This window comes from Streptomyces sp. SID8352, assembly GCF_009862265.1.
Lineage (GTDB): Bacteria > Actinomycetota > Actinomycetes > Streptomycetales > Streptomycetaceae > Streptomyces.
This window is the reverse complement of record NZ_WWGX01000022.1, coordinates 1-26,579: the sequence shown is the minus strand read 5'-3', so window position 1 is coordinate 26,579 and position 26,579 is coordinate 1. Positions and strand designations below refer to the sequence as shown.

The following is a 26,579-nucleotide window of genomic DNA, read 5'->3' as shown; positions in this document are numbered from 1 at the left end:
CGGCGGGGGGGCGGGGGCTGCCCGTACGGGGCGGGGGGGGTGCGAGTGCGGTACGGCGGCGGTGCCGGGCGGCGGGGGTGCGGGGCGGCGGTGCCGCACGGCGGGGGTGCGGGGCGGCGGTGCCGCACGGCGGGGGTGCGGGGCGGGGTGGTGGGTGACCATGGCGTCATGGCCTCCGAGAAGCGGCCCGCCGCTCCCTTCACCCCGCTCGACTTCCAGCTCGTCCTGCTGCGCCGCATGGCCGACCACAACCCCGGCCCGGTGGAGGACGCCCGCCGGGAGCTGGGGGCCTCGGCGGCCCGGATGCGGGAGGCCAACAGCCGGTGGCAGGCGATGCTCCGCTCACCGCGCGCCCGGTCCGCCTCCGCCCGCTACCGCTCGGTCCTGGGCGAGCCGGAGGCGGTGCTCCCGCGCCGGATCGGCGACCTGGAGTGCGAGGCCCTGCGGTGGCCGCTGCCGCTCTGGCCCGGCCTGCGCTTCGAGGTGCTGCTCGCGGCGGACGGCACCGTGTGGAACGCGTGGCTGGTCCGCGCCCCCGGCGCCGAGGGCCCCGTGCTGCGCACCGTGGCGGATCTGACGCCCTGGTCCTGCACGGTCGACGAGGCCGCCCGTGCCTTCGCCCCCGCCCGCCCGCTCCAGGGCTCGGCCCCGACCCGCTGGGGCCTGGCCTTCACCGCACCCGGCGCGGACGGGGCGCCCCGCGCGGTGACGGCGGAGTTCACCTGGGGGCTGCTCCAGCGGATCGCGGTCGCCGGGGACGGACCGGAGCCCCGCCCGGCCGCCCCCTCCTGACCTTTCGCCCGCCGGGCCCGCTCCCGGTACCGGGCCGTCGTCCACCCCGCCCGGCCCGGGTCCCGCCGCCCCCGCCACCCGTCCGTCCGGCCCCCGCGAACCCCTCGCGCGATCCCTCTCCCCTCCCCCACTCCCGCCCTCGACGCCCCGTGCCGGGCCCGGATCGGGTAGGAACGGGGGCGGTACCCCTGTCCCGTCTCCCGAGGAGTCCCCCGTGTCCTCCCTCTTCCCGGCCCTCACGTCCGCCCCGGACGACCACGTGGCGCTGCGCTTCGGTGAGCGCTCGCTGACCTACGCGGAGCTGGCGTCGGCCGCCGGCGCCGTCGCCGAACGGGTGCGCGGGGCCGGACGGGTCGCCGTCTGGGCGACGCCCTCGCCGGAGACCGTCGTCGCGGTGGTCGGCGCCCTGCTCGCCGGCACCGCCGCCGTACCTCTCAACCCCCGGTCCGGCGGGCGGGAGCTGGAGCACATCCTGGCCGACAGCGCGCCCGCCCTGCTGCTGGCCGCGCCCGGTGAGCCGCTGCCCGGACCGGTGGCCGCGCTGCCCCGGGCCGAGGTCGACGTCCGCGCCGCCGGGCCGGTGCCCGCCGGCACCGGCGGCGCGGAGGACCCGGCCCTGGTCGTCTACACCTCCGGCACCACCGGCCCGCCCAAGGGCGCCGTCCTCCCCCGCCGCGCGCTGGCCGCGACGCTGGACGCGCTGGCCGCCGTCTGGGGGTGGACCGGGCAGGACGTCCTCGTCCACGGGCTGCCGCTGTTCCATGTGCACGGACTGGTGCTCGGGATCCTGGGCCCGCTGCGGCGCGGCGGGTCGGTGCGCCATCTGGGCGGCTTCACCACCGAGGGCGTGGCGCGGGAGCTGGGCTCCGGGGCGACCATGCTGTTCGGGGTGCCGACGATGTACCACCGGATCGCCGAGGCCCTGCCCGGCGACCCGGCGCTGGCGAAGGCGCTCGCCGGGGCCCGGCTGCTGGTGTCCGGGTCGGCGGCGCTGCCGGTCCACGACCACGAGCGGATCGCCGCCGCGACCGGGCGGCGGGTCGTCGAGCGGTACGGCATGACGGAGACGCTGATGAACACCGGGGTCCCCGCGGACGCCGAGCCGCGCGCCGGAGCGGTGGGGCCGCCGCTGCCCGGGGTCGAGCTGCGGCTCGTGGAGGAGGACGGCACCCCGCTGCCCGCGGACGACGGGGAGAGCGTCGGCGAGATCCAGGTGCGCGGCCCGAACCTGTTCACCGGGTACCTCAACCGCCCCGACGCCACCGCCGCCGCCTTCACCCCCGACGGCTTCTTCCGCACCGGGGACATGGCGGTGCGCGACCCCGACGGCTGGGTCCGCCTGGTCGGGCGCAGGGCGACCGACCTGATCAAGAGCGGCGGCTTCAAGATCGGCGCCGGTGAGATCGAGAACGCGCTGCTCGAACACCCCGGAGTGCGGGAGGCCGCCGTCACCGGCGAGCCGGACGCCGACCTGGGCGAGCGGATCGTGGCCTGGGTGGTGCCCGCCGACCCGCGGACGCCCCCGGGGCTGGCGGAGCTGGCCGACCATGTGGCGGAACGGCTGGCCCCGCACAAGCGGCCCCGGGTGCTGCGGCTGCGCGAGGCGCTGCCCCGCAACGACATGGGGAAGATCATGAAGCGGGCGCTGGGCGATGGCTGACGGGGGCCCGGCCGCACCGGGCCCCGCCCACCCCGGGCGGCACGGGGCGCGGGAGACCGTCGCCCTGCTCTGCGACGCCTTCGACGAGCTGCCGTCCCCTCCCGCGCCGCCGGAGCCGCCCGACGGCCCCCTCGGCTGGGAGGGGTACGACGCCGCCCGCGCCCGTGCCGCCGCGCGCACCGGCGAGGAGGAGTCGGTGGTCTGCGGCACCGGTGTCGTTGAGGGCACCCGGGCGGTGCTGATCGCCTTCGAGTTCGGCTTCCTCGGCGGCTCGCTGGGCCGTCGCACCGGCGACCGGCTGGAGGCGGCGTTCGCCCACGCCCGGGCGCACCGGCTGCCGGTGGTGCCGCTGGTCGCCACCGGCGGCAGCCGGATGCAGGAGGGCATGCTCGCGCTGACCCAGCTCCAGCGGGTGGCCCGGCAGTCGGCGCTCACCCGGGCGGCGGGGCTGCCGCAGATCGCGGTGCTGCGCGATCCGGCGACCGGCGGCGGCTGGGCGACCCTGGGGGCGGGCGCCGACGTGGTGCTGGCGCTGCCCGGCGCCCAGGTGGGCTTCGCCGGGTCCCGCGTCCGGCCGCCGGGCGCCGACCCCGCGGCGTACACAGCCGAGGGGCAGGTGGCGGCGGGCAGCGCGGACGCGGTCGTGCCGCCCGGGGAGCTGCGCGCCGTGCTGGGCCGCTGGCTCCGGCTGCTGACCTCGCCGTCCGCGGACCCGGCGCCGGTGCCGGAGCCGCTCGGGGCGCGGGACCTGCCGGCCGACGGGGCGGAGGCCGTACGGCGGGCGCGGGCTCCCGGGCGGCCCCGGGCGGGCGCCTATCTGGACGCCTACTTCACCCACCGGGTGGCGCTGAGCGGCGACCGCTGCGGCGGCACCGACCCCGGGGGCGTGCTGTGCGGCTTCGGCGAGCACGCGGGGCGGACGGTGGCGTACGCCGCCCAGACGGGTACGGCGACCCGGCCCGCCGGGTACCGCACGGCCGCCCGGCTGGTGCGGCTCGCGGACAGACTCGGCATCCCGGTGCTGACCCTGGTGGACACCCCGGGCGCCGCCAACGACGCGGAGGCGGAGCGCCAGGGGGTCGGGCCCGCCGTCGCGGAGATGTTCGGGGCGATGACCTCGCTGCGGGTGCCCGCCACCACGCTGGTGATCGGCGAGGGCGGTTCGGGCGGCGCTCTGGCCCTGGCCGCGCCGGGCCGCACCTGGGTCGCGCCGGACGGCTACTTCTCCGTCATCGCCCCGGAGCAGGCGGCGGCGATCCTCAAGCGCCCGCAGGCGGAGGCCGACCGGACCGCCGGTCAACTGCGCCTGCGACCGCAGGACTTGGCGGAGCTGGGGCTGATCCGAACAGACGATCAGATGTTCCCTTGAACAGGTGGTCGTCGCTCGGAAGAGCGACGAAGGATGCCCGCGGCAACGATACTCAACGGTGTGCGCACGGCGGGCTGCAGACCGTGACGAGCGCACGGTCCCAGATGAACGCACGTCCCAAGGAGCAGTACGCACATGAACCTTCTCACCGACATCCTCGCCGGCCTGGTCCACTTCGTCGGCCGGCTGGTCTGACGGTCGCGGAGAACCGGCGGCGCCGTCCCCCCGTCCCAGGGGGGCGGCGCCGTCCGCGTGCGCGGGGCGGGCGCGCCCTTCCCACCGTGCGCTCCGGGCCGGGGTGCCGCACGCTCCGGGTCCCGCCGCCGGGCCGCCACCGGATCACCGCCGGATCACCAGCGACCGGCCCGCGCCGCCGGGGCCCCCGCCCGCCCCGCCGGACGCCTGCACCCCGCGCCCGCCACCGCCGCCGCCCCGGCGCCCCTCGCCCCGCTCCCGTCACCCGTACGGCCCCGCGGCTCCCCCGTACGGAGCAGGCACCGCCCTCCGGTCCCCCCGCCCGGCCCCCTCCGGAAGGCGCCCCGCCGCCGCCGCGCGCACGATGCCTGTGAGGCCGGCCACCCGGCGGCCGTACGGTCCGGCACTCGGGAGGAACCGCCATGACCGCCAGTACCGCCACGCTGGAGCAGTTGCGCCGCTGCCACTTCGCCGTCGACCTGGGGGCCGCGCGGACCCGCGTCTACGTCAAGGGCGCCGGGCTCGTCGTCGACCAGCCGTCCGCCGCCGCGGTCAACACCCGCACCGGCGCGCTGATCGCCGTGGGGGAACTGGCGGAGCGGATGACCGGCCGCACCCCCGGCTACATCCGCGTCGTACGCCCCGTGTCCGGCGGCACCGTGGTCGACATCGAGATGGCGCAGCGCATGCTGCGGCACCTGCTCGGCGACCGGATCCGCCGCACCCTGCGCCGCAAGCCCCGGCTGCGCGCCGCCGCCTGCACCCCGCACGACGCCGATCCGCTGGCCCAGCGCGCCGCCATCGAGACCCTGGTCGGCCTCGGCGCCCGCCGCGTCGAACTCGTCGACACCCTCATCGCGGCGGCCGTCGGCTGCGGACTGCCCGTGGAGCAGCCCGAGGCCACCATGATCATGGTGTGCGGGGCGCACGCCACCCAGGTCGCGGTGCTCTCCCTCGGCGCCATCGTGACCGCCGAGCGCATCCCCGTCGGCGGCGAGGCCGTCGACCACGCGATCGTGCAGCACCTGCGCCACCAGCACGAGTTGGTGCTGCCCAGCCAGTCGGTGCGCCCCCTCCAGCTGGCCCTGTCCGGCAACGGCCTGACCCCGCACGGCCCGGCCTCCACCGAGATCCACGGCCGGGACGTGGCGACCGGGCTGGCCCGCAGCGTGCGGGTGGACACCGCGGCGGTGCGGCACGCCATCCAGACCCCGCTGACCGCGGTGCTCGACGGCATCGGCAAGGTGCTGCGGGACTGCCCTCCCGACCTGGTGGCCGACCTCGCGGACCGGGGCATCATGATGGTCGGCGGCAGCGCGCTGCTGCCGGGCTTCGACCACATGCTGCGCGAGGCGACCGGCATGCCGGTGCACATCGCCGAACGGCCCGGCGTGTGCGCCGTCAAGGGCCTCGGCATCATGCTGGAGGGCCGCATCGAGCCGATGGTGCTCGACCCCACGGGCGACTGAACCCCCGCCGTGCCCCGGCGGCATGACGACCGGCCGGCCCCCGCCCCGCGCGGCCCTGTCCCTCCTCCTCGACGCCGTCCTCGGCACCGGGACCGACGGGGGCGACCCTGGCCCCGCGCTGCGCCGCCCCGTGGACGCCGCCGCCGCGCCCACCGGCGCCGCGCGGGCGGAACCGGTCCCCGCCGACCCCGCCCGGGACGGCCTCGCCCCCCTCAGCACCTCTCCGGACCCTCCTCCCGGGTCCGCCCGGGGCGCCGAGCACCGGCCGTGGGTGCCGGTCCCGGCGGGCGAGGAGCCGTTCGGCGGTCTGCGGGTCACCGCCCGCCCCGGTGCCGGGCCGTTCACCCCCGGGGACGGGCACCCGCTGGGGCTCCTGGCCACCCGGGCGGGGATCGTCGTCGGCACCGCACGCCTCCGCGAGGCGGCCCGGCTGCGGGAAGCGCTGGATCGAGGGCGCGGCGGCCGTCACCACCGCCTGCCCACCGACGGGGACACCGGCGACGTCCTGCTGACCGTGGCGGAACGGGCCCGGACACTCGCCGGGGCCTCCGCGGGCGTGATCCTCCAGCGGGCCGCCGGGGGCGGCATGGAGATCGTGACCGCCTCGGCCCCGGACGGCCCGGACGGCCCGGACGGCCCGGACGGCGCGACCATCGCCCCGGGAAGTCCTGTGCTGGAGCAACTGCTCTGCGGTGGGGCGGTGTTCATCGCGGACTCCGCCACCGACGCGCCATGACCACCCCGGTGCGGCACCGCTTCGGGCCCAGCATGATGCCGCCCCTCCGGACGGACGGCCGCCTGATCGGCACGCTCGCGCTGCCCCGCCGCGGTGGGCCCCGTACACGGCCGTGGAGCGGCGGTTCGCGGCACGGTTCGCCTCGCAGGCCGCGCTCGCCCTCGTCCCGGCCGACGCCCGGCACGGCCGGGAGCGCCTCGCCGTCCTGGAGGACCGCGACCGCATCGCCCGCGACCTGCACGACCTCGTGGTGCAACGGCTCTTCGCCACGGGCTGATGCTGGAGTCCACCCGGCGCCGCCCCGGCGCGGACGACGTCCGGAACGTGCTCGGCGAGACGGTGGAGGAGCTGCGGTCCACGGTCCAGGACGTCCGTACGGCCGTCCTCGTCCTCCAGCGGCCGCCCGCGGAGCCGCCGTCCGGGCCGCGCGGTCGGGTGCTGCGCGAGACGGCGGTGGCGGGTGGCCCGGCTCGGGTGCCGGCCGCCCACCCGGTTCAACGGCGCCGTCGACACCCGGGGGCCGGACGGGGTCGCGGACCGCCTCGTCACCGTCCTGCGCCGGGCACTGGACGCCGCCCGCCGCCGCACCGCCGTCTCCCGCATGGAGGTCTCCGTGGACGCGACGGCACGGCTCCCGGACGGCCGCGCGGCCGTGCGTCCGACGGTCGCGGACGACGGCGGACGGGAGGACGGGGAGGGCACGGGCGAGCGGCGGGACGGCGGCGGGGACGCCGTCGGCACCGGCACCACGATCACCTGGGGCGCGCCGCTGTGAACGGCCCGGGTGTAGTGCGGCGCGCGGCGGGGCAGGCGCACTCCCACGGGGGTCGTGACGACGTGGCGAACGTCTGCGGACAGAGGAAGCGGGACGGACAAGGCGGGTGACATGACCTCAGCGGCTCCACCACGTCCGGCGGGAGGGACGGCGACCGCCCTGGCCATAGACGGCCGGGTGGACGCGGACTCCGGCCGGGTCCTGCTCCTGCCCCGGGGGGACCTGGCGCGCGGATGCGTGGGTGTCCTGGCCGAGGCGCTGGCCGGGCTGCCCCGGGGCGTCGACCGGATCGACGCCGACATGACCGGGGTGGTGTTCATGGACGCGTCCGGGCTCCAGTTCCTCGACCTGCTCGGCGGCCACGGCAGACGCCGCTCGGTCCCCGTGACGGCGACGCACTGGCACGGCCAGCCCTCGCGGTTCCTGGACCTGGCCGGACTGGACCCCGCCGACCCCCTGCACACCCCCTCCGGGCCCCGCGCGCAACGGCCCGCGGACGGGGCCCGCCGGGTGGACGTGCTGGAGGAGGAGGTGGAGCAGTTGCGCCGGGCCATCGCCTCCCGCCCGGTCATCGACCAGGCCCGGGGCGTGCTGATGGCCGTCCACTCCTGTACGCCGGACCAGGCGTGGCACGTCCTGCGGGAGGCGTCGCAGGTGTCCAACACCAAGCTGCGCACGGTCGCCGCCGCGGTCACCGCCGGGGCCGTCCCCGGCGGACCACCCCCGCCGCCGGAGATCCGCGCGGCCCTGCGCACCGCTCTGGGCCGGCTCCCCGGCTGACCCGGGCCCGGAGGCGGTCGCCGCTCCACCGTGTCCCGGGCCGGGGCGGCTCACCGGAAGGCGTACTCCGCGAAGTCCGCGACCGGACGGTAGCCGAGCCGCTGGTACAGGGCCGTGCCGGTGGGGCTGTCCGGGTCAGCGAAGAGCAGCACCTCCGCCGCGCCCGCGGCCCGCGCGGCCCGGCCCGCCCCGACCACCGCGGCACCGGCGTACCCGCGTCCGCGCAGGTGGGGCGGGGTGTGGACGGGAGCCACCCGGATCTGCCCGGCGACCATCGGGGTGAGTCCCGCCATGGCGACGGGGGTGCCGTCCGGGGTCTCCCAGAGGGTGACGCTCCCGGCCGCGACCTGTGCGTCGGCCCAGGCGCCGTGGTCCTGGACGGCGCCGCCGCCCACGGCCGCGCCGAACTCGCGGTACCAGCGCGCCAGTCGCTCCCGGTCCCGCTCCCCCGCCACCCGGGCGCGGCCCTACGGGGCGGGCTCCGGCGGGGTGGGGGTGCCGAGGCGGTACAGGCGCGCGCGCTCGTGGAGCACCGGGGTCGCGCCGGTGTGCCGCCGCCAGGCCGCGGCGAAGGCGGCGGCGGTGTCGCGGTCCGCGCCTACGCCCGGGAGGACGTGCCCGAGAGCGGCGAGCCGCGCGGCCGGGGCGTCGGCCCAGTCCGGCGTCAGGGCGGTCAGCCGCAGGGGGTGCGGCGGCGTCCGGAAGAGGACGGCGCGGACCCGGCCCGCCCGCTCCAGCACCCCGAGGACCGGGGGTTCGCTGCCGTAGACCGCCGTCCCGCGGGTGCGCAGCGTCTCCGTCACCGTGAGGGCGAGGGTGTGCGGGACGGGACGCGAGCGGAGGAAGTCCCCCGCGCGGGCGAGAAAGGCGTCGAGGTTCCCGGTCAGGTGCCAGTCGTCCGGTCGCATGCCCCACCGTCCCATCGCACCGGGGCCGCGCGCCCGTGATTTTCGCCGGGCCGGGCCGAGCGCCTTGGCATCCCGGCGCCACGTCCGGCCCGCGTCCGCGCCCCTGCCCGTACGCGGTGGGGGGGTGTCTCCCGGGACGTGAACACAGAAACGTTCCGCTGTCATGGAAATCGGGAGATGCCACCTCGGGTGGACCTTCGAGTGGGATGAAACCCCATGATGACGGCGTGCCCACATCCGAGCTGATGCCGATCGGGGTCTTCGCCCGGCGCTGCGGCCTCACCGCCAGCGCGCTGCGCTTCTACGCCGACTCCGGACTGCTGCCCCCCGCCGAGACCGACCCCTCCTCGGGCTACCGCTACTACCACACGGGCCAGTTGGAGCGGGCGGACCTGCTGCGCCGGCTGCGCGGGATCGCCATGCCCCTGGCCACCGTCGAACGGGTCCTCGGCGCCGCGCCCGACGAGGCGGCCCGGCTGGTCGACGAGCACGCCGCGCGGATCGCCGGGGAGGCCGCGGACACCCTGCGCCGGGCCGCCGCCCTGCGCACCGCGCTCGGCGCCGCCGTGCCCGGCACACCGATCGCGGCGCTGAAGGGGCCCGTCCTGGCGGACGCGGTCGAGCAGGTGCTCACCGCCACCGCGCACGAGCCGGGCCTGCCGGTGCTCGCCGGACTGCGTCTGGAGGCCGGGCCGGAAGGTGTCTCCCTGATCGCCACCGACCGGTACCGGCTCTCCGTCCGCACCCTGACGCCGACGGAACCGGCGGACCGGGCCTGGGCCGGCACCCTGCACGGGGACGATCTGCGGGCCGCCCTCGGCGAGGTGCGCCGCAGCACGCTGGTCCGGCTGGAGGCGACCCCGCACGGCGTGCGGCTGCGCATGGCCGGACGGAGCGACCGGCTCTGCCGCCAACTGCCCGGGGAGTTCCCCGACCACCGGCCGGTGCTCGCCTCGCTGGGCGGGCCCACCACCCGAGCGACGGTCGCGAAGGGCCCGTTCCTGCGCGCCCTGGAGGACCACCCCGGGGAGCGGCTGGCGCTGCGGGTCGCGGACGGCGGGGTGAGCGTGCTGCCGGCGGACGGCACGGGCTCCGGCGTCCGGCTCCCGGCCGCCGTGACGGGCGAGGAGCTGTGCGTCCGGTTCGGGCTGACCACGCTGCACCCCGCGGTGAGCACCGCGCTCGGCCCGGACGTGATGCTCGACCTGAGGGGCCCCGACCGCCCGGTCACCCTCCGCTCCGCCGACGGCGGCGACCTCACCACCCTGGCCATGCCCGTCCCGCCCCTCCCTGACTCCTGACCCCTGACCGACCACCGACCACCGACCACCGACCACCGACCACCGACCCGAGGACACCCGATGACCACCCCGGCAGCCACCACCCCGACCCGACCATGGAGGCCATCGGCCGGGCCGTCGCCGAGGGCCGGACCGGCGACGGCGACGGCGCCCGCACGCGACTCCTGGAGCTCTGGGCGACGATCGGCGTCACCGGCGACCCGCTGCACCGCTGCACCCTCGCCCACTACCTGGCGGATCTCCACGAGCACCCCGCCGAGGCGCTCACCTGGGACGTCCGGGCACTGGACGCCGCCGACGCCATGACCGACCGGCGGGTGCGGGACCACGACGCCGGACTCCGCGTCGAGGGCTTCCGCCCCTCACTCCACCTCAACCTGGCCGACGACCACCGCCGCCTGGGCTCCTTCGAGGCCGCCGCCCACCACATCGAGGCGGCCCGCACCCACACCCCCGCCCTCCCCCGGGACCCCTACGGAAACGGAATCCGGGACGCCATCCAGCAAGTGGCCGAGGCCATCACCGCCCACGACCGCACCCCCCGCCCCTCGGCCCCGGGACACTGAGCCCCCGACTTCCACCAACAAACCCACCACAATCCCCCGCACGAAGGAACCACCCGAACCCAACGACCAGTGCGTACACCGGCCGGAGCCAGGACCACCCCCGCGTACGCGGGGACTACACCGGCACCGGCGCGGATCGCGCCCTTGCGGGTGGGCCACCCCCGCGTGCGCGGGGACTACAGGAAACGACCTGCGGGTTTGTCTCGGGCAGGGCCGGAATTTACCCACTTCCTTCGACTCCGACCCATCGGTCATTTACGACGCAGTCGCCACCCACCGCCCTCCGGAGCGGCTTCGCGGGAATGATACGGCGCGCCGAATCGGGCACCCGGGTCACCGACACCCCGCCCTTGCGCAAACACCCTTCGCACAGCGCCTCCTCGGCCTCCCCGCGACTACCTCCCTCCGCCCCGCCCGGCCCGACCCCGCAGCGGCCGTCCGACACCCGCCCGGAGGGCACAGGGACCGCGCGGCCGCCACACCCCCACCCCGCCCCCTCCGGGCAGCCCCCGCGCCTATCGTGGAACGTCCCGCCATGTGCGGACATCCCAGAGAACCGACCCGAAGCAGGAGCTGCACATGTCCAAGATCGCTCTGTTCGGCGCCAACGGAACCATCGGATCCCGTGTCCTGGACGAGGCGCTCCGCCGCGGCCACGAGGTCACGGCCGTCGTCCGCGACCCGGCGAAACTGACCCGGAGCGCCCCCGGCCTGACCGTCGTCACCGGCGACGTCCTGGACCCGGCGTTCGTGGCCGAGGTCGCGCGGGGCCAGGACGTCGTGGTGAGCGCCGTCGGCGGGGGCGACGGGCCGGGCCATGTCGCGACCATCCGGCCCGCCGCCGAATCCCTGGTCGCGGGGCTGCGCACGCTCGGCGACGCAGCGCCGCGGCTGCTGCTGGTCGGCGGCGCCGGTTCGCTGCGCACACCGGACGGCAGTCAGGTCTGGGACGCGGAGGGCCTGCCGGAGTTCCTGCTCCAGATCATGCACGCCCACGGCGACGCCCTGGACTTCTGCCGCACTGTCGAGGACGTGCGGTGGACCAACCTCAGCCCCGCCGGAACGATCGAGCCCGGCGAGCGCACCGGCACCTACCGCACATCCCTGGACGACCTCGTCGTCACCGAGGACGGCGGCAGCCGCATCACCGCCGAGGACTACGCCGTGGCCCTGGTCGACGAGATCGACCGGCCGCAGCACATCGGCGAGCGCTTCACCGTCGGCTACTGAGGCACGTCCCGGAGCGCCCACGGCCACCCCCGCTCCCCGTGGGCGCACCCCTCCGGGTGACCTCCGACCACCGCGCGGGCGGACACGCGTCGGCGGCGGGGCACGGTGGCCGGGCGCCCGGCCACCGCCCGGACGCCCCGGCCGCCACACCCGGCCCCGCCCCCGGCCCGCTCCGCCCCCGCGCCCAGCGGCCGCCGACGCGCACCCTCCACACCCCCCTGGACACCGGGAGCGAGAGAAGCCCTCCGCGACAAGGCGCGCCCCGCACCCCGCCCCGCACACCACTCCCGGCCCTCCACCCCCTCCCGCACTTCCACCCCGCGTTTCAAACACCGCGCCCCCGTCCACACCCGTCGCTTGGCCCGAGCGCCGCCCCTCCGCACGCGCCCGCCGCCGCGCCCCGGACACCGTCTCCCCGCGCCCCGCACCGGAAGCCCTCGCCATGTCGGCCGCCTGTGCGATCACCCAGGCCACCACCTCTGAGCAGGGGATTCACCGGAGAGCCCGGCGATCGACGCCCGATGAGGCAACTTACTTTATTTTTCAGCCACTTGACTGATTGTCACCTATGGACATCGCGCGATTGAAAAGCTGATTCTTGGCTTGTAATCTCACCTCCGCGAGTGAGACACGTGTTCGCATGGGCGGGGAATCGGGGACCGATGGGGTGCGACGAAGGACGGCTGCGCGAGCTGACGGCACCCGGGGACCGGTTCCTCGACGCCACGGCACCCCTGGACGTCCCGGCACCCCCGCGCGCCCCCACCCGGGCGACGGCCGCCGCGAGACGGCTGCCCCCTCTCCCGTCGGCAGTGCGCGACCGCGCCCGCCCGGCCCGCCCCGCACCCTCCACCGCGCCCGGCGCCCGGCGCTCCCGCCGCCGTCCGGTCCCCCCCGCCCCACGGCACCGTCCGTCCCGCACGGAGACCACCCGTCCCGCGCCGGAGCACCGCGGCCGGCCGGCGCCGGGCGGCCTCCACCGGTCCGCACCGCGCGACCGCGCGTGACGGCCCCGGAGCAGCACCCGCCCGTCGCACCAACGGCACCGCACGTACCGCCCCCGCTCACCGGCGCGCGCCGGGCGGACGCACCGACCCGTACCCGGGACGTGCCGTAGGGCGACGCCCCGGCACGTCCACCTCCCCCGCTGGAGACCGTCCCGGCGCGGAGACCCCGTACGCCCTTTTGCCGCGCAGGAAGCCGAGGACTGATCACCATGAGTGAGACCGCGCACGCGTCCCCCGCGATACGGACGGGCCGCTGAGATGGCCGCCTCGACGACGGTCGGACCCTACGGCGGGGGCCGCGCGGGCATCGCCCGGTCGGTGGTGCTGCTGGTCCGGAGTTGCAGCGTCCGGTTCACCGCCTACTACTGGGTGGGCTTCACCGCGGGCCTGCTCGCGGGCGGCGGCTCCGCCCTCCCGTGGGTCCTGCTGGGCGCCCCCATGTGGCTGGCGCTCTGCGTGGGCACCGAGTCCGTCAACCGGATCGCCGACCGGGAGGCGGACGTGGTGAACCAGCCCGAACGCACCCGCCTGTGCGAGGAGTTCGGGTGGGCCCGGCTGACCGGGGTCGCCATCGGGAGCTGGACCTGCTTCGCCCTGTTCGGGGCGGCGCTGCTGTGGACCAGCCCGAGCGTCGTGCTCGCGGTGCTCCTGGTCGCGGACATGGCCATCGCGATCTGCTACTCCGTCGGCCCGGCCCTCAAGCGGCACCGCGTGCTCTCCCTGGCCACGCTGATCACCCCGGTCGTCATGCCCGTCCTCACCGGCTGGGCGGTGGAGGGCGACACCGGGGTGCTGCTGAGCCCCGTCCTGCCCGTCGCCGCGGTGCTGGCGGCGTTCACGCTCGGCCTGTCCGGCATCAAGGACATCACCGACGTGGAGGGCGACCGCGCCCTCGGCTACTCCAGCCTCTGGATGCTGCTGGCCCGGCTGCGCCGCGGCGCGGCCGTCTACCTGCTGACCGCCGCGCCCCACCTGCTGGTGGTGGTCTTCGTCCTGACCGGCGCCCTGCCCCCGACCGCGCTGGCGCTGCTGCCGCTGGCCGTGGTCTCCGTCCTGGTGGTGAAGGCCGCCGCGCGCGCCCGGGTGCCCGCGGACCGGGCGGCGGCCCGCGAGGTCATGCACCAGTTCACCTTCTACTTCCTGGCGTTCGCCCTGGCCGCGGCGGCCCCGCGGCCGGCCGTGGCCGCGGTGGCCGCCGCGGCCGTCGCCTACTGGCTGGTGGCGTCCAGGTTCCTGCACTGGTCCGGCGGCCTGAAGAAGGACCAGCTCGTCCGCTGGCGGCATCTGCTGACAGCAACGTCCTGAACGAGGGAGTCCCCATGAACGCGTCGGATCTCACCGCGGAAGTGATCGAGATCATCGCCCAAGTGCTCGCCCTGCCCGCGGAGGAGGTGTCGCCACAGGCGCACTTCTACGACACCCTCGGCGGCGACTCGCTCCAGAAGCTGGAGGTCGTCGCCCTGATGGAGGCCCGCTTCGGCTGCCGCCTGGAGGCCGACCAGGTCGCGTCGAGCGACACCGCCGAGGAACTCGCGGAACGGGCCGCCCTCAGTGTCACCGGCTGAGCGCGCCCGGCGCCGCCGGGTGGTGGTGACCGGCATGGGTGTCGTCTCACCGCTCGGCAGCGAGGTGACCACCTACTGGAAGAACGTGACCTCCGGGGCCGTCGCCACCGGCCCCGTCACCCGGTTCCCCACCGACGGCTACCCGGTCGGGCTGGCCGCCGAGGTCGACGCGGCGGAGCTGGACGACGCCGGGGACCCGGACGCCCCGCGCACGCCCCGCTCGCTGCGCTACGTGAACCACTCGGTCGACCGGGCCCTGGCCCAGTCCCGGCTCATGGAGCACGCCGACCCCCGGCGCGTCGGCGTCGTCGTGGGGACGGTCATGGGCACCCGCCCGCATCTGGAGGAACTGCGCCGCCGGGGCCGTCCGCTCGACAGCGACCCGGTGTGGGACACCCCCGGGATACTGGCGGCGGGACCGGCCCGGCGCCGGGGGCTGCGCGGCCCCCGGCAGGTGGTGGGCGCCGGGTGCGCGGCGGGCAACACGGCCCTCGCGCTGGCCGCCGACCACATCCGCTGGGGCCAGGCCGACGCCATGGTGGCCGGCGGCACCGACGAGCTGTCGGAGGCGGTGTTCCAGCTCTTCACCACGCTGCGGGCACTCGCCCCCGACGTGGTCCGGCCCTTCGACCGCGACCGCGGCGGCATGCTGCCCTCGGAGGGCGCGGCCGTCCTGGTGCTGGAGTCGCTGGAGCACGCCCGCTCCCGGGGCGCGACCGTCCTGGCCGAGCTGTGCGGCTACGCGGTGGCGGCCGACGCCCACCACATGACCGCGCCGCACCCCCGGGGGCTCGGCATGGTCCGGTGCATGCGGGACGGGCTGGCCATGGCCGGGCTCGACCCCGCCGAGGTGGACTACGTCAGCGCCCACGGCACCGGCACCCAGGCCAACGACGCGCTGGAGGCGGCCGCCCTGGCCGGGTTCTTCGGGCCGGGCGGAGGACGGCCCGCGGTGTCCTCGATCAAGGGCATGCTGGGCCACGCCCAGGGCGGCGCGAGCGCCCTGGAGGCCGTCGCCTGCGTCCAGGCCCTCACCGAGGGCCTGGTGCCGGGCAATCCGACGCTGCGGGAGCCGGACGACGGCTGCGCGGAGCTGGACCTGGTCCGCGGACCGGCCCGCGGGGCACCGGTGCGGGTGGCCCTCAGCAACGCCTTCGGCTTCGGAGGGAACGTCGCGACCGTCGTCCTGCGCCGTTACGCCGAGGACGCCCCGCACCGCCCGTCCGCAGCCACCACGGGGAGTTGACATGCGCGCAGACGACAAGGCGGAGCCCTCCGCCGCCCCGCCCGTGCCCACCGACGGGCCCACGCCCGCCGGTCCGCCCGCGATCACCGCCGTTGCGGCGGTCACCGCGTCGGGGGTGACGGTGGCGGAGCTGTTCGACGACCTGCTCGGCGGGCGGCGGCGGTTCACCACCGAGCGGATCCCGCTCGTCGCCAACGCCCTCCCGCCCCGGCCGTCCGCCGGGGCGTACGACGACAGCCGCGAGATCCACGCCGCCCATGTGCGCCGCCCGCTGCCGCTGGGCGACGTGGTCGGCCCCCGGGTGGACCGCACCCTCACCCGGGACGCCCGGCTGCTGATCCACGCGGCGCACACCGCCTGGCCGGACCGCTCCGGGCACCTCCCCGAGCGGACCGGCGTCGTCCTCGGGACGCTGCGGGCGGGACGCAACGAGTACATCGCCATCCACAACGCGGCCGGGCACAGCGGGCTGACGGTCAATCCGGTCTGGGGGCCGCACTCGGGGTACAACGCCGCCGCCGCGCAGCTCTCCATCGTCCTGCCCGCCGAGGGGCCGAACCTGACGCTCACCTCGGGGGCGACGGCCGGGCTGGAGGCCCTGGCGGTGGGCGCGCGCTGTCTGGACGACGGGGTGTGCGACACCGTGCTGGCAGCGGGTCTGGACACCCTCTCGGCGGCCGTCGGCGGTGCGCCGGAGGGGGCGGACGGCGTGCCGGAGGGCGAGGCGGCGGCCGTGCTCCTGCTGGAGCGCGCCGGGGCCGGGGAGGGCCGGGCGCTCGCCCGGGTCCTGGGCACCGGCCGGGACGCCGCCGCGCCGCCGCCCGCCGGGGCCGGGGCCGGGGCCGCCGGCGACGGCGCCACCGGCTCCGCGACCGGCGGGACGGCCGACGGCGAACCCGGCGGCGCCGCGTCCGGCGGCAGCCGGGTCCGCGACACCGCGCCCGGCGCCGCGCTCCTCGCCGAGGCCGCCCGCAACGCGCTCCGCGAGGCGCTGCGCGAGGCGGGGCGCCGGCCCGCCGAGGTGGGTCTGGCCGTGGTCCACGGCACAGGTGACCCCGCGTCCGGGACCGCGCTGCGGGCCGCGCTGGACGCGGAGCTCGGCGACGGCCCGCGGGTCTGCGACGTGACCGCGACGACCGGGCGCGCCGGCGGCGCCGACGGGGCGCTCGCGGCGGCCGTCGCGGTGGAGGCGATCCGCCGCGGCGTCCTGCCCCCGGCGGGAACGGGCGGCGGGGGCTCCGGCTGGGAACCACCCGGCGGAAGGCTGGCCCTGTGCCTGTCGGTGGACGCGGGCGGAAGCTGCGCCGCGGTCCTGCTCGGCGGGCCGGAGACGGTGGAGGACGACGTGAACGGGCGAGGGGAACACGCATGAACGGGCCGCACGAGCGGAACGCCGGATGGTGGTATCTGGACCGCCACCTCGGGCTGGACACGGCGGACGCCGTCTGCCTCATCAGCGAGGAGGGCGAACTCACCTACCGCGAACTGCACGGGCGGGTGTGCCGGTTCGCCCGGGTGCTCGCCGAGGGGGGTGTGCGCCGGGGGGACCGCGTGGTGCTCGTCCTCCCCGACACCGTGGCCTTCGTGGCCACCGTCCTGGCGGCGATGCGCATGGGCGCGGTGCCCGTGCCGATCGCCCCGCTGCTGACCCTGGACGAGCAGCGCCACGTGATCGAGGACTGCGCCCCGAGCGCCGTGCTGCTGGAGGACCCGGAGGGGGAGCTGGCGGCGGACTTCCACGAGCGCTTCCCCGGTACGGCCCTCTGGAGCCGCAGGCCGGGCGACGGTTCCGTCCGCTGTCTGCCCGCCGAGGCGGAGGCGGCCGAACCGCTGGAGACCGCGCCGGTGGGCGGCGGGGAGGACCCGGCGCTGTTCCAGTACACCTCGGGCAGCACGGGCCGGTCCAAGGGCGTGGTGCACGCGCACCGGGGGCTGCTCGCCTTCGCCGAGGGGGTGGTCCGCCGGCTGGGGCTGACCCGGCGGGACCGGTTCCTGTCGATGGCCAAGATGCCCTTCGGCTACGGCTTCGGCAACTCCCTGCTGATGCCCTTCGCGGTCGGGGGCAGCGCGGTGATCACCGAGCGCCGGTCGGACCCGTACGCGGCGGCGAACCTGCTGCGCGCCCACCGGCCGACGGTGTTCTGCGCGGTGCCCACGCTCTACGCGGCGATGCTGGCGGTGCCCCGGGCGACCGAGCAGTTCGACTTCTCCCCCGTCCGCCTCGCCCTCTCGGCGGGCGAGCACCTGGGCGCGGGACTGAGCAACCGGCTCACCGAGACCTTCGGCCTGAGCATGGTCAACGGCCTCGGCTCGACCGAGTGCCTGCACTTCTTCGTCTCCACCGAGCCGGGCGTCTCCGCCCCGGGCGTCACCGGCGAGCCGGTGCCCACGTACGAGGTCGAGGTGCTGGACGACGAGGGCCGCGTCCTGCCGCCGGGCAGCATGGGCCGGATGCGGGTGCGCGGCCCGGCCAACGCCCTGGGCTACTGGAACCGCCCGCAGCTCACCGCCGAGACCTTCCGCGACGGCTGGTTCCACACCGGCGACAACCTGCGCTACGAGCCCGGTGCCGGGTGGGTCTACCTGGGGCGGGACGACAACATCCTGAACGTCGGCGGCGGCAAGGTGCTGACCTCGGAGATCGAGGAGGTCATCCTGCCCCTGGAGGGTGTGGCCTCCTGCGCGGTCGTCGGGGTGCCGGACGAGAACGAGCTGATCCGCATCGTCGCCTACGTGGTGCCCGAGGACCCCGGGCACGCCGGGAGGCCGGGCGCGCCCGGCGAGCCGGGACGGCCGGGGGACGAGGGGCTGCGGGGGCGGGTGATGGCGGCCGTGCGGGCGTCCCTGCCGCCGCACAAGCGGCCGCAGCGGGTCCGGCTGGTGGACGCGGTGCCCACCACCTCCACCGGCAAGACCGCGCGCTTCCTCATCCGCCAGCGGGAGATGGAGCGGCGCTCATGAGGTCGGGCCCGGAGCGGGTGGTCGTGAAGCGGGGCGGGGAGCGCCGGCTGGTCTGCGTGCCGTTCGCCGGGGGGTCGGCGCGCTCCTTCACCCGGCTCGCCCACCAGCTCGGCGACGAGTGGACCGTGGTCGCGGTCCAGCCCCCCGCCGGGTTCGGCGGCACCGGGGCGAGCCTGGACGCGCTGGCCCACTTCTACCTGGGACTGCTCGCCGAGGACCTGCGCGGTCCCGGTCTGGTCCTGGGGCACAGCCTGGGCGCGGCGGCGGTGCAGCGGATGGCCCGGATCAAGGGCGAGCGCTGGCCGGACGGCCTGCACGTGGTGCTCTCCGCGCCGCCGGAGTCCGGGACCACCTCGGCCGACCTGCTGGCCCTGGACGACTCCGGGCTGCTGGAGGAGGCCGCCCGCCGGGGGATGACGCCGGATCTGGACGTCACCGAGGAGTTCGCGAAGCGCTTCCTGCTGCCGGACCTCCGGAGCGATCTGGCGGCGCTGCGCACCCGGGCGTGGCGGCCGGAGCCGGTCCACGCGCCGGTGCACCTGCTCGGCGGCACCGGGGACGCGATCTGTCCGCCCGCCCGGCTGGAGTCCCTGGGGGAGCTGCTGCGGCCGGTCTCCAGCCGCACGGTCGAGGGCGGGCACCTCTATGTCGTCGAGGAGCCGTCGAGGACCGCGGAGGCGGTCCGCGCGATCGGCGCGGCGGCCGCCGAGGGGGCGTCCGCCCTCCGTTGAGCGGACGGGACCGGCCGGACACGCGACGGCCGGTCCCGCCCCTCGGGGCGGCGGGCCCGGGGAACGGACGGCCGGGGGTGGTGCCGTCCGTTCCCTCGGGGTGCGCCGCCGCCGGGTGCCCGCGGCGCCGGGGGGATTCGCCGCGGGCTGGTCCGGGTCAGCCGGCCGCGAGCGGCAGGCTTGCGGGACCGCGCAGGCCGGTCCCCTCGGTGAAGCGGACCTCGTCGGTGTCCAGGGCCAGCTTCGGATGGCGGGCGGCGAGGCCGCGCAGCACGGACTCGGCCATGCTCCGGGCCAGCGGGGCGCCCATGCAGTAGTGGATGCCGGCGCCGAAGGAGAGGTGCCCCTTGTCCCCGCGGTCGACGACGAAGGCGTCGCCGTCCGGGAAACGGGCCTCGTCCCGGTTGGCCGAGGCGAGGACCAGCATCACGGACTCGCCGGGCTCCAGCACGATGTCGCCGACCTCGACGCGCTCCAGCGCGATCCGGCCCGCGACGTGCGCCGGGGGCTCGCAGCGCAGGATCTCCTCCAGGGCCGTGGCGGCGATCGACGGGTCCTCGACCAACCGCGCGTAGTCGCCGGGCCGCCGCGCGAAGATCATCGCTCCGGAGGAGATCAGGTTGGCCGAGGTCTCCGACGCCGCGGCCATCAGCAGGGCGCAGGTGCCGGCTATCTCCTCGTCGCTGAGGGCGTCGTCGTTCTCCCGGGCCTGGACGAGGGCGGAGACGAGGTCCGGGCCGGGCTCGGTCCGGCGGCGCTGGGCGAGGCCGTGGAAGTAGGCGTTGCAGTCGGTGATGGCCTGGCGGCGGCGGGCCGCGACCTCCGGCGGGAGGCTGAGGTCGAGGTCGAGCACGCCGGTCAGCTCGCGGTTCCACTCCCGGAACCGCTCCTGGTCCTCGACCGGGACGCCCAGCAGCTTGCCGAGGACGCGGGTGGCGAGCGGGTCGGCGACGGCCTCCACCAGGTCGAACCGGTCACCTGCCGCGTCGAGCAGTTCATCGACGGTGGCGTCGATCCACTCGGTCATGGAGCGGATCAGGGAGGGGCTGAAGGAGGAGCCCACCAGGGCGCGCAGCCGGGTGTGCTCGGGCGGGTCGGTGAGGAAGAGGGGCTTGATGCCCCCTTCGAGACCGAGGCCCAGGAAGGGCGGCGGGTTGCCCTGGGTGGCGGCGAGGACGGAGTCGTAGAAGCTGGAGCGCTGGAAGTCCTTGCCCAGGCGGTGGTCGCGGAGCAGGGCGGAGCACTCCTCGTAACGGACGAAGGTCCACATCCCGAGGAAGCCCCGATGGGCCGGTCCGGCCTGCCGCAGCATGCTGTAGATCGGGTAGGGGTCGGCCCGGAAGACCGGGTCGTTGGGGTCGAAGGAGGGGGGCAGCTCGGAGGCTTCGGGCGGAACGGTCATCGGAATTCTCCAGGTTGGAAACTCGGGGCCGGGGCCCCGCGGTGCGGTGCCCGGTTCGCTGTCCCCGCGGCTCAGGAAGCGGCGGGGAGCTTCGCGGACCGGTCCTCCCCCTCGTGCTCGACGGCGTCCGTGCGGCGCACCATCAGCAGGACGAGCACCGCGCCGGCCAGCGCCGTGATGCCCGCCACCAGGAAGATCTCGTCCATGGCGTCGACGAAGGTCCGGCGCACCACGGTGGCGACAGCGGCCTGCGGACCCTCGGCGCCCTCGGGCGAGAGGAGCGAGGTGTCGCTGGTCACGGAGCTGGGCGCGTCGCCCGCGGCGCTGGTCATCCGGTGCTGGAAGAGTGCGCCGAGGACCGCGATGCCCAGGGCGACGCCGACCTCCTGGAAGGTGCTGCCGACGCCGGACGCCTCGCCGGAGCGGGACGGCGGCACCAGCGAGACGGTGGTCTCGGCGCGCACCACGTTGAAGACGCCGACGCCCAGGCCGCACACGATGAAGCCGGGGAGCATCGCGTCCCAGGTGTCGTCCGGGGAGAGCCCGCGCAGCAGGAACAGGCCGACTCCGGCCAGTGCCAGACCGAGGGTCAGCAGCAGGCGCGGGGACACCTTGGCGGCCAGCGGGGCCGCGAGCGCGGAGGCGACGAAGAGCGCCCCGGTGAGCGGGAGCATCCGGATGCCGCTGGCCAGCGCGTCGTGGCCGAGGACCTGCTGGAGGTAGAGCGTGGAGAAGAAGATCGCCGGGAAGATCGCGGCGAAGGCGAGCAGGGTGGCGATCGACAGCCCGCTGAACGTGATGCTGCGGAACAGGCGCAGGTCCATCAGGGGCGCCCGGGCGGTGGACTGGCGCCGGACGAACACGGCGAGGAGCACCACCGCGGCGATCAGGCTGGTGAGGATCTTCGCGGAGGTCCAGCCCTCGGCCTGGCCGCGCATCAGGGCGTAGGTGCCGAGGAAGAGGCCCGCGCAGAGCAGGACGGCGCCGGCCCAGTCGATCGCGCGCCGCTCGTCCTCCCGGGCGTCCCGGAGCTTGACCAGCGCGACGGCCAGGCAGAGCAGGCCGATGGGCAGGTTGATCAGGAAGATCCAGCGCCATCCGATGGTGGTCAGGGCGCCGCCGATGAGCGGGCCGGCCGCGAGCGCGAGGCCCGAGGCGCCGCCGAAGGCCGCGAACGCCTTGTTGCGCGCCACGCCGACCTCGAACTCCTGGGCGATGAGCGCCGGTCCGGCGGCGAGCAGGACCGCGCCGCCGACCCCCTGGAGCGCGCGGAAGATCACCAGTGCCGGGGAGGACCAGGCCAGGCCGCAGCCGAGCGAGGCGAGACCGAAGATCACCAGCCCGATCAGGAAGACCTTGCGCCGGCCGATGCGGTCGGCCAGGGCCCCGGCGGTCAGCAGGAACGCCGCGAGGGTGAGCGCGTAGGCGTCGACGACCCATTGCAGGTCGTCGAAGGAGGAATCGAGAGATTGCTGGATGTCGGTCAGCGCGATGATGACGATCGTCAGATCGAGCAGCAGCATGAAGGCCGCGATGCTGACGGCCAGCAGTGTCCATCGCTGGCGTTCGCTCATAGGAGGTCTCTCCGGTCTCGGATGCGTCGGGGTGAACCGTCCCCGTGCGGCTGATGCCGTCGTGGACACCGGGACCCGCCCGTCAGTGCCTGACGCCCGAGTCGCCCGTACGGCCCCATGGCCGGGGCGGGCTCGGCCGGCCACCCCTCAAACAACTACATCGATAGTATTCATCAACTACATTTGAAGTCAACGGATGACCGGGCCGCCCCGTCCGCGACACCCGTCCGCCCCCCTCGGCGCGCCGGAGCGCCCCTCGGGCACGTCGGACCGGCCCGTCCGCGCATGGGAACATCGGACACCTCGGCACACACCGGCACAGGAGAGTGGAAACATGGCTAGCGCACGGTCGGAGGCGGTGGCGGACGCGGCCATCGCGGTGCTCGCGGACCAGGGCGTTCGAGGGCTGACCCACCGCGCGGTGGACAACGCCGCGGGACTGCCGATCGGCTCCACGTCCAACCACGCCCGCACCCGCGCCGCCCTGCTGAAGCTGGCCCTCGTGCGCCTGGCCGCGGTCGAGGCCGACGACTACACGCTCGCCTTCGACGCCCCGGCCCCCGTCCCCGCCGGCTCCGCCGACTCGTCCGCGGAGAACCTGATCGATGTGGTCACCCACGCCCTGGTCGTCTCGCTCACCACCGGCCGCCAGACCACCCTCGCCCGCTTCGAACTCGCCCTCGAAGCCTCACGCAGACCCGAACTCCGCCAGCTCTACAGCCACTTGGGCTGGAAGTTCCAGCTCGCCATGGTCGATCTGCTGGCCCGCGCCGGCTCCCGCGCCCCGGTCGCCGACGCCCACATGCTCATGTCGGCCTGCGAGGGCATCCTCTTCTACTGGCTGGTCGGCTCCGGCAGCGCCCAGGCGGCCGACCAGACCGAGATCCGCCACCGGGTACGGGGCCTGGTGCACATGCTGGTGGACGGACACGGAGGGAACTGACGGCGGGGGCGCGGGGCGGCGTCGGGAGCGGGGTCCGGGGGGCGGCGTCCGCCGGTCGATGGACCAGCCGCCCGGCCCCGACCGCACGAGGCGGTACCACCGACTTCCCACCCGCCGGGTCGATGTGCGGGAACCGGACCCCATGGCCGGTGCCCGTCCGGGATGTGGCCGCTTCGCGGGGCGTGCATCGGCCCGGCCGTCATGCTGCCCGCCGGGCGCCTCGCCGAACGCGCCGCCGACCGGCCGTCGCCACACCACGGGGCCGACGCCGCACCGCCGATCGCCGCGCACCGCGCCTCGAACCGCGTCGCGCCCCCGGAGCAGGTCACTGCGCTGTGCTGGGTGCTGCTCTGGTGGGGCGGGTGGGACTCGAACCCACGGCCGACGGATTATGAGTCCGAAGCTTTCACTCCGGCTCACTCCGGGAGGCTCCGGCTACTCCGAAAATCCCTGGTCACGGGTGCCGGTTCCTCCGGCTCACTCCGGGGAGTCTGGCCCTCTCTGGGACCTCCGCTCACGCACCGCTCACGCAACCCTCTCGGGCTACATGCGGGCTGAACTGCAGAGACTCCATTGTCTCGCACTCCCCTGCTCACCACAACGGGCAGAAGCGGAAGCAGCCCCGGACCGACGACGGGGGATGTCGGTCCGGGGCCGCGGCTCCGCTACGGGCTCGGTCGGCGTGGCGCGAGCCGGGAGCGGAACTCTGCGGCGCCGCCGCCGTAGGGCGTGGCGTGGCCGTCCTCGTCGTGGCCGTCCTCGTTCGCGTGGCCGGGCGGCCGGCAGCAGTGCAGCTGCCGCGAGCCGAACGGCTGCCAGCAGTACCCGGCGGCGCGGCCGGCGGCGAGGTCCTCGGGGGTCACCGTGTCTCCTCCACGAGACGGCCCAGGGTCCGGCGGGCCTCGCACCGGTCGGGGGCACGCTCGCAGCGCTGGCAGTACCGCGGGTGCCTGCCGTACCTCTCCACCGCGACCCGGTGCACGCACGGCTGGCAGGCCCAGGGGTGGATGGGGGTGCCGAGCGGTCCGGGCCGGACGCCGAGATCGATGCCGGTGTCCTCGGTGACCGGGTCCGCGCACCAGGGGCAGGCCCGGCCGTCGCGCTGGTCGTCGGAGAGGAGGCGCGGCGTTGGCAGCTCCAGCATCGTCGTGCCCCGCTTCTCGGGGCTCATGGCCGGGCGCGCGGTACTCATTGCGCCCCGTCCTGGTGGCCGTGTGCGGCGGCGTGCGGGCGGCAGGCCCGCGGGTACCAGCGGCCCACGGCGCTGGTCTGCTCGCCGAGGTCGACGGCGGACTCGCCGGTCAGCCGGGCGGTGCCCCAGACGCACACGGCACCGCGGCGCTGGTCCTCGGTGAGGCCCGCCGGGTCGGGCAGCGCCGACCGCTGATCGTGCGGTGGATGGCCTGCCCGTCTGGCGGCAGGGGCGGTAGCGTTCGCCATGTCGACTCCCGTTCAGTCGGCCGTCCCCCGGGCCCTGCCAGGCCGCGGGGGTTCTTCATGGCCAAGGACTGTACGCCAACTTGGCACGTCTTGGTACGTCATCAGACGTCGTAGGTAGGTCTATGTCATGACGGGATGTGCTCATACGGTCACGGCATGATCGATCTGGACCGGGACGCGATGACGCCGCTGTACGTGCAGCTGGCCAACGTTCTGCGCGACCGCATCCGCAACGGAGAGATCCCGGTCGGTCGGCGCCTGCCCTCCCAGGCCGAGCTGGAAGTGGAGACAGGCGGCGTCGTTTCACGGCGGACCATCAAGATAGAGCGCGCTTGAGGTACTCGCCGCCGAGGGCCTGGTGCAGGGCGTCCAGGGCAAGGGCGTGTTCGTCATCGCCGTCCCCGATGCCGCGAAGGGTGCGGACTAACACCGCACCCCTGAACGCACGAAAGGACCCCGCCCTCCCCCGAGAGCGGGCAGAGGGCGGGGCCGGTGGTCAGTGGCCGAGGCCCTGATACAGCGTGAGGGCCAGGGCGCCGAGCGAGATCAGGACGCCGACCGATTGCAGCGGCCAGCGGGCCCGTTTCATCGGCTCGACGTCCGCGCGGAGTTCGTCCACGTCCCGGTCATGGGCCGTGCGCATCTCCGCGAGGCTCTTCTCCATGTCCGCGCGCAGCTGCTTCACGTCCTGCTGGTTGCGGGCGGACTGCTCGACAAGCACGGCAAGCGAGCCCTTCACCTCGGCGAAACCGGTGGAGACCGTACCGCGGAGCCGCTCCAGCTCCACCGCGACGGAAGCCTCGGGAACCGTCATCCGATCCCCCTCGATCCCGGGTCCGCACCGGCGGGCAGGGTGGAGGCGGTGCCCTTGCGGCCGACCTGGCGGGCCGCCCAGGATTTCGCGGCGGCGGCCACCAGCGCGACCGGCGCCGCCCACCACACGTTGAGGTCGGCCAGCTCGACAGCGACCAGGCCGAGCGCGGCCTGCGCCCCGGTCCAGCCCGCCCGCTCGCTCAGGTCCAGGAGGAAGGAGGCGCTGGGCATGGTCAGGCCCCCTTCTTCAGCGCGGCGATGTCAGCCCGCAGCGCGGCGACCTCGGCGCGGAGCTTGGACACCGCGTCATACGTCTCGCGGAGGAAGCTGATCGGCTGCCAGGTCGGGTTCTTCTTGATCGTGCCGGAGGCCGACGGGGCCGGGGCCTCATCGCGCTGCCAGACGGCGGCGAAGACCTGCTTCGCGTCCATGTCGAGTCCCTTCTCTGGGGCCGGGGGCGGGGTGGGTGTGGGGGCGGGGGGCTTGCCGGGCGGGGAGGCGAGGCGGCGTGCGGTGCGGTCCCGCATCGACCTCATGGAAAAGCCGCGCGGGTCCGGCTTGCCGGGCTGCCACTCCAGGTGGCCGATGACGGACCGTTCCGTCCAGCCGTGATGCCGGCAGACCGCTGCGGCGGCCCGCTCGATGGCCTCCAACTGGGCGGCGGGCCAGGGGTCCTGGCCGTCGCCGAGGTTCTCGCACTCGAAGCCGTAGAAGTACCGGTTGCCGTCGGTGTCCGCGACCGCCGGCCGGGGCAGGGCCTGCTCAGCGATGACCGCCTGGAGCACCTTCCCGTCTCCGGCGCCGGCGTGGTTGGTGCGGCCGTAGCCGACGACGTGGACGTGCCCGGCCTTGCAGATCACGCCGTCGCAGAGCGGGCCCGGGAGGTCGGCGTGCCCGGCCCGGCAGATGTCGATGGTGCGGTCGTGGCCGGACGTGACCGTGTGGTGGACCAAGACGCCGTGGACCGGGCCCCAGGGGCCCTTGTGGTTGCGGTTGTGGTCGGCCGGGGACCGGCCGCCGGTGGGGTGCTCGATGACCGTGAGGCCCTCGGCCCGGAGCGCGGCGACGAACTGGGCGTAGGTCATGGGTGTGGCCATGCGGCCTCCAGACATGGGA

24 protein-coding genes and 2 pseudogenes are annotated in these 26,579 nt (G+C 75.9%); 17 read left to right on the top strand and 9 right to left on the bottom strand.

Annotated elements, in window-relative coordinates:
• Positions 1-168: 168 nt before the first annotated feature.
• The 6 genes and pseudogenes from GTY84_RS05480 to GTY84_RS05455 all read left to right on the top strand — a co-directional run bounded on the left by GTY84_RS05480 (position 169) and on the right by GTY84_RS05455 (position 7,776).
• Complete coding sequence (locus tag GTY84_RS05480) at positions 169-792, top strand: hypothetical protein (protein WP_161224957.1); 624 nt, start codon at positions 169-171, stop codon at positions 790-792.
• A 214-nt stretch (positions 793-1,006) separates the two neighbouring features.
• Positions 1,007-2,452 carry an acyl-CoA synthetase gene (locus tag GTY84_RS05475; RefSeq protein WP_161224956.1) on the top strand — a complete coding sequence of 482 codons (1,446 nt, stop codon included), beginning with the start codon at positions 1,007-1,009 and terminating at the stop codon, positions 2,450-2,452.
• Complete coding sequence (locus GTY84_RS05470) at positions 2,445-3,821, top strand: carboxyl transferase domain-containing protein (RefSeq protein ID WP_161224955.1); 1,377 nt, start codon at positions 2,445-2,447, stop codon at positions 3,819-3,821. Before GTY84_RS05475 ends, GTY84_RS05470 begins: the two co-directional genes overlap by 8 nt.
• A gap of 617 nt (positions 3,822-4,438) precedes the next feature.
• Positions 4,439-5,485: a rod shape-determining protein gene (locus GTY84_RS05465; protein WP_161224954.1), complete on the top strand. Its 1,047-nt coding sequence runs from the start codon at positions 4,439-4,441 to the stop codon at positions 5,483-5,485.
• Between the two features lie 22 nt (positions 5,486-5,507).
• Positions 5,508-6,996: pseudogene (locus GTY84_RS05460) on the top strand (histidine kinase).
• Between the two features lie 111 nt (positions 6,997-7,107).
• A complete protein-coding gene (locus tag GTY84_RS05455; RefSeq protein WP_161224953.1) occupies positions 7,108-7,776 on the top strand; it encodes an ANTAR domain-containing protein in 669 nt (222 codons plus the stop codon).
• Between the two features lie 50 nt (positions 7,777-7,826).
• On the opposite strand, the pseudogene GTY84_RS05450 reads toward GTY84_RS05455, so the two are convergent.
• Positions 7,827-8,684 (bottom strand): annotated as a pseudogene (locus GTY84_RS05450) (GNAT family N-acetyltransferase).
• Between the two features lie 227 nt (positions 8,685-8,911).
• Here GTY84_RS05450 and GTY84_RS05445 point away from each other — a divergent pair.
• The 9 genes from GTY84_RS05445 (at position 8,912) to GTY84_RS05405 (ending at position 19,291) form a co-directional block, all read left to right on the top strand.
• Positions 8,912-9,985 carry a MerR family transcriptional regulator gene (locus tag GTY84_RS05445; RefSeq protein WP_161224952.1) on the top strand — a complete coding sequence of 358 codons (1,074 nt, stop codon included), beginning with the start codon at positions 8,912-8,914 and terminating at the stop codon, positions 9,983-9,985.
• A gap of 95 nt (positions 9,986-10,080) precedes the next feature.
• Positions 10,081-10,551 carry a hypothetical protein gene (locus GTY84_RS05440; RefSeq protein ID WP_161224951.1) on the top strand — a complete coding sequence of 157 codons (471 nt, stop codon included), beginning with the start codon at positions 10,081-10,083 and terminating at the stop codon, positions 10,549-10,551.
• A 579-nt stretch (positions 10,552-11,130) separates the two neighbouring features.
• Positions 11,131-11,781 (top strand): NAD(P)H-binding protein, encoded by a 651-nt coding sequence (locus tag GTY84_RS05435; protein WP_161224950.1) that lies wholly within the window; start codon positions 11,131-11,133, stop codon positions 11,779-11,781.
• A 1,265-nt stretch (positions 11,782-13,046) separates the two neighbouring features.
• The gene (locus GTY84_RS05430) at positions 13,047-14,093 is read left to right on the top strand and encodes a UbiA family prenyltransferase (protein WP_161224949.1); all 1,047 of its coding nucleotides are present in this window, start codon (positions 13,047-13,049) and stop codon (positions 14,091-14,093) included.
• A 14-nt stretch (positions 14,094-14,107) separates the two neighbouring features.
• The gene (locus tag GTY84_RS05425; RefSeq protein ID WP_161224948.1) at positions 14,108-14,353 is read left to right on the top strand and encodes an acyl carrier protein; all 246 of its coding nucleotides are present in this window, start codon (positions 14,108-14,110) and stop codon (positions 14,351-14,353) included.
• Entirely contained in the window at positions 14,340-15,599 is a 1,260-nt protein-coding gene (locus GTY84_RS34865) for a beta-ketoacyl-[acyl-carrier-protein] synthase family protein (RefSeq protein WP_345943350.1), read from the top strand. The genes GTY84_RS05425 and GTY84_RS34865 overlap by 14 nt, the downstream gene beginning before the upstream one ends.
• A gap of 1 nt (position 15,600) precedes the next feature.
• The gene (locus GTY84_RS05415) at positions 15,601-16,971 is read left to right on the top strand and encodes a beta-ketoacyl synthase N-terminal-like domain-containing protein (protein ID WP_161224946.1); all 1,371 of its coding nucleotides are present in this window, start codon (positions 15,601-15,603) and stop codon (positions 16,969-16,971) included.
• The gene (locus GTY84_RS05410) at positions 16,968-18,560 is read left to right on the top strand and encodes an AMP-binding protein (RefSeq protein WP_161224945.1); all 1,593 of its coding nucleotides are present in this window, start codon (positions 16,968-16,970) and stop codon (positions 18,558-18,560) included. The genes GTY84_RS05415 and GTY84_RS05410 overlap by 4 nt, the downstream gene beginning before the upstream one ends.
• Positions 18,557-19,291 carry an alpha/beta fold hydrolase gene (locus GTY84_RS05405; protein ID WP_161224944.1) on the top strand — a complete coding sequence of 245 codons (735 nt, stop codon included), beginning with the start codon at positions 18,557-18,559 and terminating at the stop codon, positions 19,289-19,291. Before GTY84_RS05410 ends, GTY84_RS05405 begins: the two co-directional genes overlap by 4 nt.
• A gap of 157 nt (positions 19,292-19,448) precedes the next feature.
• Here GTY84_RS05405 and GTY84_RS05400 read toward each other — a convergent pair whose 3' ends face one another.
• The gene (locus tag GTY84_RS05400; RefSeq protein ID WP_161224943.1) at positions 19,449-20,693 is read right to left on the bottom strand and encodes a cytochrome P450; all 1,245 of its coding nucleotides are present in this window, start codon (positions 20,691-20,693) and stop codon (positions 19,449-19,451) included.
• 71 nt (positions 20,694-20,764) lie between these two features.
• Positions 20,765-22,267, bottom strand: coding sequence for an MFS transporter (locus tag GTY84_RS05395; protein ID WP_161224942.1), 1,503 nt, complete (start codon positions 22,265-22,267; stop codon positions 20,765-20,767).
• Positions 22,268-22,601: 334 nt separating this feature from the next.
• Here GTY84_RS05395 and GTY84_RS05390 point away from each other — a divergent pair, with 334 nt between their 5' ends.
• Complete coding sequence (locus GTY84_RS05390) at positions 22,602-23,210, top strand: TetR/AcrR family transcriptional regulator (RefSeq protein WP_161224941.1); 609 nt, start codon at positions 22,602-22,604, stop codon at positions 23,208-23,210.
• Positions 23,211-23,875: 665 nt separating this feature from the next.
• Here the strand turns inward: GTY84_RS05390 and GTY84_RS05385 are convergent.
• Genes GTY84_RS05385 through GTY84_RS05375 form a run of 3 tightly spaced genes read right to left on the bottom strand, consistent with a single transcriptional unit; the run spans position 23,876 to position 24,650 of the window.
• The gene (locus GTY84_RS05385) at positions 23,876-24,073 is read right to left on the bottom strand and encodes a hypothetical protein (RefSeq protein WP_161224940.1); all 198 of its coding nucleotides are present in this window, start codon (positions 24,071-24,073) and stop codon (positions 23,876-23,878) included.
• Complete coding sequence (locus GTY84_RS05380; protein WP_161224939.1) at positions 24,070-24,402, bottom strand: hypothetical protein; 333 nt, start codon at positions 24,400-24,402, stop codon at positions 24,070-24,072. Before GTY84_RS05380 ends, GTY84_RS05385 begins: the two co-directional genes overlap by 4 nt.
• Positions 24,399-24,650 carry a hypothetical protein gene (locus GTY84_RS05375; RefSeq protein WP_237532081.1) on the bottom strand — a complete coding sequence of 84 codons (252 nt, stop codon included), beginning with the start codon at positions 24,648-24,650 and terminating at the stop codon, positions 24,399-24,401. The genes GTY84_RS05380 and GTY84_RS05375 overlap by 4 nt, the downstream gene beginning before the upstream one ends.
• 156 nt (positions 24,651-24,806) lie before the next feature.
• Here GTY84_RS05375 and GTY84_RS05370 point away from each other — a divergent pair, with 156 nt between their 5' ends.
• Entirely contained in the window at positions 24,807-24,986 is a 180-nt protein-coding gene (locus tag GTY84_RS05370; RefSeq protein ID WP_237532080.1) for a GntR family transcriptional regulator, read from the top strand.
• Between the two features lie 160 nt (positions 24,987-25,146).
• Here GTY84_RS05370 and GTY84_RS05365 read toward each other — a convergent pair whose 3' ends face one another.
• From GTY84_RS05365 to GTY84_RS05355, 3 genes are read right to left on the bottom strand one after another with little or no spacing between them, the layout of a single operon-like run.
• On the bottom strand, positions 25,147-25,464 hold the full coding sequence (locus GTY84_RS05365) for a hypothetical protein (RefSeq protein ID WP_161224938.1): 318 nt from the start codon (positions 25,462-25,464) through the stop codon (positions 25,147-25,149).
• On the bottom strand, positions 25,461-25,694 hold the full coding sequence (locus GTY84_RS05360; protein ID WP_161224937.1) for a hypothetical protein: 234 nt from the start codon (positions 25,692-25,694) through the stop codon (positions 25,461-25,463). Before GTY84_RS05360 ends, GTY84_RS05365 begins: the two co-directional genes overlap by 4 nt.
• Before the next feature lie 2 nt (positions 25,695-25,696).
• Complete coding sequence (locus GTY84_RS05355; protein ID WP_202549968.1) at positions 25,697-26,560, bottom strand: N-acetylmuramoyl-L-alanine amidase; 864 nt, start codon at positions 26,558-26,560, stop codon at positions 25,697-25,699.
• Positions 26,561-26,579 lie beyond the last annotated feature (19 nt).